Raw genomic sequence first — 6833 nt, 5'->3', positions numbered from 1 at the left:
CCGACCAGCAGCACGGCGGCGCCCGGCAGGCGCACGCCCAGGCGCAGCAGGTCATTGACCAGACCCACGCCGTCGGTGTTGCAGCCGTGCCAGACGCCATCGCGCCAGGAAAGGGTGTTGACCGCGCCCGCCAGCCGCGCGCGGTTCGACAGACGGCCCGACGCCAGCGCATAGGCGTCCAGCTTGAACGGCACGGTGACATTCAGGCCGAGGCCGCCGTCCGCCACGAAGGCGGCGACGGCGTCGGCAAAACCGTCCACCGGAGCAAGCAGGCGCTCGTAGCGCAGCGGCTTGCCGGTCTGCTGCGAAAACATGGCGTGGATCTGAGGCGAGCGGCTATGCGCGATGGGATTGCCGATGACGGCGTAGCGGGCTTGAGGAATCGCCTCGGTCATGGGGCCTGTGTTTCCAGAGTGTCGTTGACGAAATGCCAGGTGCGGGTGATGACCAGCACGTCCGTATCGCGGGCGATATCGGGAGGAAAGGGGGGAAAGGGCGCGGCCAGCTGGACGATGCGGCGCGCCGCCTGGTTCAGGACCGCGTGCGGCGAGGGCTGGTCGATCTCGACCTCGGCGATGCTGCCATCGGCGCGCACCGACACGGTGATGCGCAGCGATCCGTAGATGCGGCCGCGCGCCTCGTCTGGGTAATGCTGGGTGCCGACCGTTTCGATCCGGGTGCGCCAGGCATCCAGGTAGCCGGCGTAGCGGGACGCCTCGGCAGAGGGGGCGATGAACTGTTTGCGCGGCTCGGCGCTGTATTGCTGGACCCGCGCCGCCAGTGCCGCCACCTGGGCGTTCTGGATGACGCTGGCCTGGTCCTGGGCGTCCTGGCCGACGTCGGCGCCGTCGGGCCACGGGTTGACTGCCTGGCGCTCGGGGCCGGCGTTGTGCGGCGAGCGCAGCTGAGTCATGAGGCGGGCCTGTTCGGCCTCCAGCTGCACCTGGCGCTGGCGCATGGCTTCCAGGACGATGGTCTCGGCCGAGCTGCCGGTCTGGGGAAGGGGCGTGGTGGAGACGCCGCGGTCGGCGTTGCCGCCGCCCGTCATCTGGTTCTGCGCGACGGTGCGCGGGGTTTCCGGCGGCGTCTCGCTGCGGGCATTGAGCAGCACGACTTCCAGGCTGGTCACCGGCGGGCGCGTCTGCGTGGGCGCGCTGAAACGCCACGCCAGCGCGCCGGCGTGCACCAACAGCGATATCGCGATGCCGATACGCAGGTAGTGCTGGGCGGGGGCGCCCAGCCACCAGAGGTAACGGCTCAGCATGGAGGGGGAATCAGCGCGTTGCACCAGCGCATTGTAAGGCGAGTCCGCACCCGCCGCGCGGTCCGTCCGAAGGCGGTATTCGCCCTCGGACGGACGGCCTAGATCCCGTCAGGCGGACGCCCGGGGGAAGATCCAGACCTTGTCGGCGGGCAGCGCAAGGCGGCAGGGGCCCGGCTCGCGGCCCTCGGGACCGTAGGCGCGCAGGGCGAGGCTGCGGGCCGGATCGGCGTCCGGCGTGCGGAACAGGTACTCCCAGCGGTCGCCCAGATACATGCTGGTCAGAAGCGGCATGTCGACGTGGTTGCCGTTCGGGTCATCGGCCAGGCGGACCTGCTCCACGCGGATGACGGCGGTGGCGTCCTGGCCCGCGGCGACGCCCGCACCGGCCTTGCCCCATAGCGACCAGCTGGCGCCCTCGATCCGGGCCTGGCCGTCGCGCAGCTCGGTGACCTTGCCGTCCAGCCGGTTGTTGCTGCCCATGAATTCGGCCGTGAACAGGGTGGACGGCGATCCGTACATCTCCTGCGGCGTGCCCTGCTGCTCGATCTTGCCGTTGTTCAGCAGCAGGATGCGGTCGGAGATCGCCATGGCTTCGCTCTGGTCGTGCGTCACCATCAGCGCGGACAGGCCCAGGCGGATGATGAGCTCGCGCAGGAACGCGCGCGCCTCTTCGCGCAGCTTGGCGTCCAGGTTGGACAGCGGCTCGTCCAGCAGGATGACGGGCGGGCTGTAGACGAGCGCGCGGCCGATCGCCACGCGCTGCTGCTGGCCGCCGGACAGCGCGTGCGGATGGCGCTGGCCCAGCTTGCCCAGTCCAAGCTGGTCCAGCACGGCCTGCACGCGTTCGCGCACCTCGGCGCCCGGCGTCTTGCGCAGCTTGAGCGGATAGGCGACGTTCTCGAATACCGTTTTATGCGGCCACAGCGCGTACGACTGGAACACCAGTCCCAGGTTGCGCTCTTCGGCCGGGATCTCGGCGCGGGCCGCGCCGTCGTAGACGACGTTCTCGCCGATGGTGATGCGGCCGCGTTTGGGACCTTCCAGGCCGGCGACGGCGCGCAGCAGGGTGGTCTTGCCGCTGCCGGACGGGCCCAGCAGTGACACCACTTCGCCCTGGCGCAGCTGCATCGACACGCCCTTGAGCACCGGGTTGTCACCGTAGTCCAGGTGCAGGTCTTCTACAGAAAGCTCAATCATGAAGTTTGACTCCGAATCGCAGGGCGATGCCCAGGCCGATCACGACCAGAACGATATTGATGAAGGAAAGCGCGGCCACGATGTCGATGGCGCCGGACGCCCACAGCGACACCAGCATGGACCCGATGGTCTCGGTGCCGGGCGACAGCAGATAGACGCCGGTGGAGTATTCGCGCTCGAAGATCAGGAACATCAGCAGCCACGAGCCGATCAGGCCGTACTTGGCCAGCGGCACCGTGACGTGACGGGTGACCTGGCCGCGCCGCGCGCCGGCGGTGCGCGCGGCTTCTTCCAGTTCGGGCCCCACTTGCAGCAGGGTCGACGAGATCAGGCGCAGGCCATAGGCCATCCACACGACGGTGTAGGCGAGCCACACGCTGAAGATGGTGCTGCGCAGGGCGCGCAGCCATTCGACGAAGTTCTCGCGCAGCCATTCCGCGAAGGGCAGGGCCGACAGCCAGCCGTTTTCGTCCACGTCCAGCGCGTTGTCCAGCCACATCGGCACGAACAGGAACACCCACAAAAACGCCAGACCGGCCAGGAGGCCCGGCACGGCGCGCGGCACCAGCACGCTGTAATCCATGAAACGCGTGACGTTGTCCGGCTTGCGGTGCATGGCCAGACCCACGAACATGTAGCACATCACCGCCAGCGCGCCGCCGAAGACGCCGATGGCGACCGAGTTGACGATGGCGCGCATCAGATTGGGCTGCGAGAACACGGTGCGGAAGGCGTCGAGCGACAGCACGTCAAAGAGCGAGACGCCCAGCCCCCAGTTGGACACGAACGCGCGCAGCAGCACGCCGGTCAGCGGCACGATGATGGTGACGAACAGCCAGAACGCCACGACCGCGCCGGCGACCCAACGCCACTTGCCCAGCGGCAGCGGTCGCGCGCGCGAGGCCTTGCCCTTGACGGTGACGAAGCGGTTGGCGGTGCGCATCAGGCGGCGCTGCAGCATCACCAGCGGAATGGTCATGCAGATCAGCACCACGGCCACGGCGGCCATCAGGTGATAGGAAGGAATGCCCAGCTTGTTGGTCAGCTTGTACAGGTAGGTCGCCAGCACAAGGTTGCCTTCCGGGTCGCCCAGCACCAGCACCAGGCCAAAGACCTCCAGACCCAGGAAGAAAAGCAGCACCGTGGCGTACAGCATGGCCGGCCGCACCATGGGCAGGCTGACCGACACCATCACGCGCAGCGGCGAAGCGCCGGCCACGCGGGCGGCTTCTTCGACGTCGGAACCCATGCTGCGCAGCGCCGACGAGATGTACAGGTAGGCGTGCGGCACGTGCGTGAGGCCGGCGATGATGACGATGCTGGTCAGCGAATAGACGTTCCAGGGCACGAAGCCAAGAATGTTCTGCACCCAGGTCGAGAAGAAGCCGACCGGACCGGCCGCGACGACGTAGCCAAAGCCCAGCACCATGGGAGACACGAACACCGGCACCAGGATCAGCGGCTCGATCCAGCGGCGGCCGGGCAGGTCGGTGCGGATCATCAGGAACGCCAGCATGCCGCCTAGCGGAATGGCGATGGCGGCCAGGCCGAATGCCAGGATGAAGCCGCTGCGTAGCGCCTTGTAGAAATCGGGGTCCGCGAAGATGAAGCGGAAGGCGTCCAGGCTCCAGCTCTTGGACGGGGCAAAGAAGGGCGCCGAGAGAAAACTCTGGATGATGATGAACGACAGCGGCACGTAGATGGCGAGCGCCGTGATCAGCACCACCACGCCGCGTGGCAGGGACTGCCATTTTCTGCGCAATGACTGCATGGGAAATCCTGTAATCGGAAATGACGCGGTGGCCGCGCCGCCGGGGCGAGGGCCCCGGGGCAGGGTCAGGCGGACGGCGCGCCGTCCGCTGCGTTGGCGGCGGCTCCGGGCCGTGTTGACGCCCGGAGCCGGGGCATCACTTGCCCGCTGCCGCCCGCCATTGCTTGATGAATTCCAGGCGCTTGTTCTGCTCCAGGTAGTCCAGCAGCGTTTCGTTGACCGGAATCGGCTTGAGCGAGGCGCCCAGCTTCTTGGTCATGCCGTCCACGTCGTTGTCGCCTTCGATGTCGTCGCGCACGGACGCCAGATCGGCCTGGTTGGCCATGATCTCCTGGCCCTTCTGGGACAGCAGGTAGTCCATCCACAGCTTGGCGGCGTTGCGGTTCTTGGCCTTCTTGCTGATGAACGCGACGCGCGACAGCACCAGCGCGTAGTCGGTGGGGTAGGCCACGCCCAGCGACGGATCGTTCTTGGCGCGCGTTTCGGCGTAGGAGCCCAGGATGTTGTAGCCGATCAGGTTCTCGCCCGAGGACACGCGTTCCATCATGGTGCCGGTGGACGACTGCACGATCAGGCCGCCCTTGGCGATGTCCTTGAGGGTGTCGAAATACTTGGGATCGTTGGCCTTGTCCTGAACGGCCAGCATGAACCCGACGGCGGACTTCTCGATGTCGTAGGTGGTGACCTTGTTCTTGAACTTGTCGGGCTGGCTGGCGATCAGCTTGGCCAGCGCACCGTGCGTCGTGGGCACTTCATTGGCGGGAATGAGGCGCTTGTTGTAGATGAAGACGGCTGGCTCGTAGGTGGTGCCGTAGGCCGAATCCTTCCAGTTGGCCCACGCCGGCAGCTTGCCTGCCTCGGGCGACTGGTACTTCAGCGCGTAATCGGTGGCCAGCTTCAGGGCCGAGTCCATCGACGAGCTCCAGACGATGTCGCCGCTGCCGCCGCCCGCCGCCTGTTCGCTGATGTAGCGGTTGTAGAGCTCGGTGCTGTTCATGTCGTTGTATTCGACCTTGACGCCCGGATACATGGCTTCGAAGCCCTTGATGATGGGGCCGGCGGCCTTGGTGTCGGTGGTCGAATAGATGACGACCTTGCCTTCCTTCTTGGCGCCGTCCAGGATCTTCTGGTAGTCGGCCGGGTAGCCTGCGGGCACTGCCTGCGCAAAGGCGCTGCCGGAGGCGATGGCGAATGCGGCGGCGCAGGCGGCCGCCAGTTTGGACTTGGCAAGCATGGGGGATGTCTCCGATTGATTTGGCTTGATGCGGGCTCTAGGGTCCGCGTGCAGCCATCTTAGGAGTGCGCGTCTGTCGTCGTCCTGTCATGGCGGCAGGTGGCGTCTAGGGGAAATCCCTGGGCCTGGCGACGGGGGCATCTTGGGCGTGTCCGCGGTCTGCCCATGCTTTCATGTGCGTGGTCGGCCCACGTTTCTATTACGGCCGCTGCGGCGTATCGGTGACGAGCCGGATCCAGTTCTGCACGAAGCGCGAATGCCGCCGCTGATCCAGTCCCACGAGCAGCGCGGGACTTAACATCACCGGCTGCACGATGCCCTGCGACCGAGCCAGCACCGCTTCGGAGGTCCAGCGCCCCGGCGTGTCTTCCATGATGGAGCCGAGCGCGGCATGGCTGGACGCGACCTGCTGCCCGGCGGGCGACAGCAGCCAGTCCACCAGGGCACGTCCCAGATCGGGATTGGGGGCGCTGCGCGCGATCAGCACCGAGCGCGCCAACACCAGCACGTAATCCTGCGGAAACACCACGCCGATGGGCCTGCCCGCGGCCTGGCGCGACAAGGCGTACGAACCGAGGATGTTGTACCCGATGTCCAGTTCGTCGCGCTCGATGGCGTCCAGGATCTCGGCGCTGGTGGCCGCCAGCCGCACGCCGGCCTGGCCCATGGCGTTGGCCAGTCCCCAGAAGTTGGACGAGACCAGTTCATCCTGTTCGGCCAGCAGATAGCCCAGGCTGCTGGCGGCGATGTCGTAGGTGCCGATGCGCCCGCGCAGACGCAGGGGATCCTGTTCCAGCAGGCGCAGCAGGTCCTGGCGCGATCGCGGCACGGCCGCTTCGGCAAAGCGCTTGGGGTTGTAGACGATGACGGCGGGCTCGAACGTGAACCCGTAGACCTCGTGCCGCCAGATCGCCCAGGACGGCAGCCGCGCGGCGTAGGGGGAGGCATAGCTTTGCGCGTAGCCGTCGTTGGCTAGCCGGATCTGCAGGTCGGATGCCGAACTCATCAGGACGTCCACATCCTGCAAGCGCCCTTCGATGGCGGCCTCGTAGAGCTCGCGGCTGCCCATCTCGCGGTAGACGACGCTGACGTCGGGGCGGTGGGACTGAAAGCCCTGGATCAGCGGCGCGACGACGGGCGTGTCGGTCGGACCGGCGATGGTAAGGACGCGGGAGGAGGGCTGGGGGGCGGGGTAGCGGGTGAGGATTTCGGGGATTTGCGTGGGGCGGGGGGTGTCGGCAGTTTTGGCTGCGGCGGGAGCGGCAACCGAATCTGACGTGACCCGCGCCGGCTCAGCCGCGCGGACCTCAGCGGACGGCGCAGCCAGCAGCAGGCATGCAGCGCAGAACGCCGCCGCGGCTGTGGTC

5 protein-coding genes and 1 pseudogene are annotated in these 6833 nt (G+C 67.3%); all 6 read right to left on the bottom strand.

The features are described from left to right. Positions 1-395: pseudogene (aroE, locus tag B3446_RS25640) on the bottom strand (shikimate dehydrogenase); the annotation flags it as partial. Further along, entirely contained in the window at positions 392-1291 is a 900-nt protein-coding gene (locus B3446_RS25635) for a TonB family protein (protein WP_175126253.1), read from the bottom strand. The pseudogene aroE and the gene B3446_RS25635, both read right to left, overlap by 4 nt. Before the next feature lie 81 nt (positions 1292-1372). Further along, positions 1373-2461 carry an ABC transporter ATP-binding protein gene (locus B3446_RS25630; protein ID WP_291386704.1) on the bottom strand — a complete coding sequence of 363 codons (1089 nt, stop codon included), beginning with the start codon at positions 2459-2461 and terminating at the stop codon, positions 1373-1375. Next, entirely contained in the window at positions 2454-4232 is a 1779-nt protein-coding gene (locus B3446_RS25625; RefSeq protein WP_175126245.1) for an ABC transporter permease, read from the bottom strand. The genes B3446_RS25630 and B3446_RS25625 overlap by 8 nt, the downstream gene beginning before the upstream one ends. 136 nt (positions 4233-4368) lie before the next feature. After that, entirely contained in the window at positions 4369-5466 is a 1098-nt protein-coding gene (locus tag B3446_RS25620; protein WP_217467873.1) for an ABC transporter substrate-binding protein, read from the bottom strand. Positions 5467-5665: 199 nt separating this feature from the next. After that, positions 5666-6833, bottom strand: a 1168-nt coding sequence (locus B3446_RS25615; RefSeq protein ID WP_291386701.1) for an ABC transporter substrate-binding protein, incomplete at its 5' end; no start/stop codon positions are given.

The sequence above is a fragment of the Achromobacter sp. UBA5777 genome (assembly GCF_002418565.1).
GTDB lineage: Bacteria > Pseudomonadota > Gammaproteobacteria > Burkholderiales > Burkholderiaceae_B > Achromobacter > Achromobacter animicus.
The sequence above is the reverse complement of the archived record's forward strand: the minus strand, read 5'-3'. Positions and strand labels throughout refer to the sequence as shown.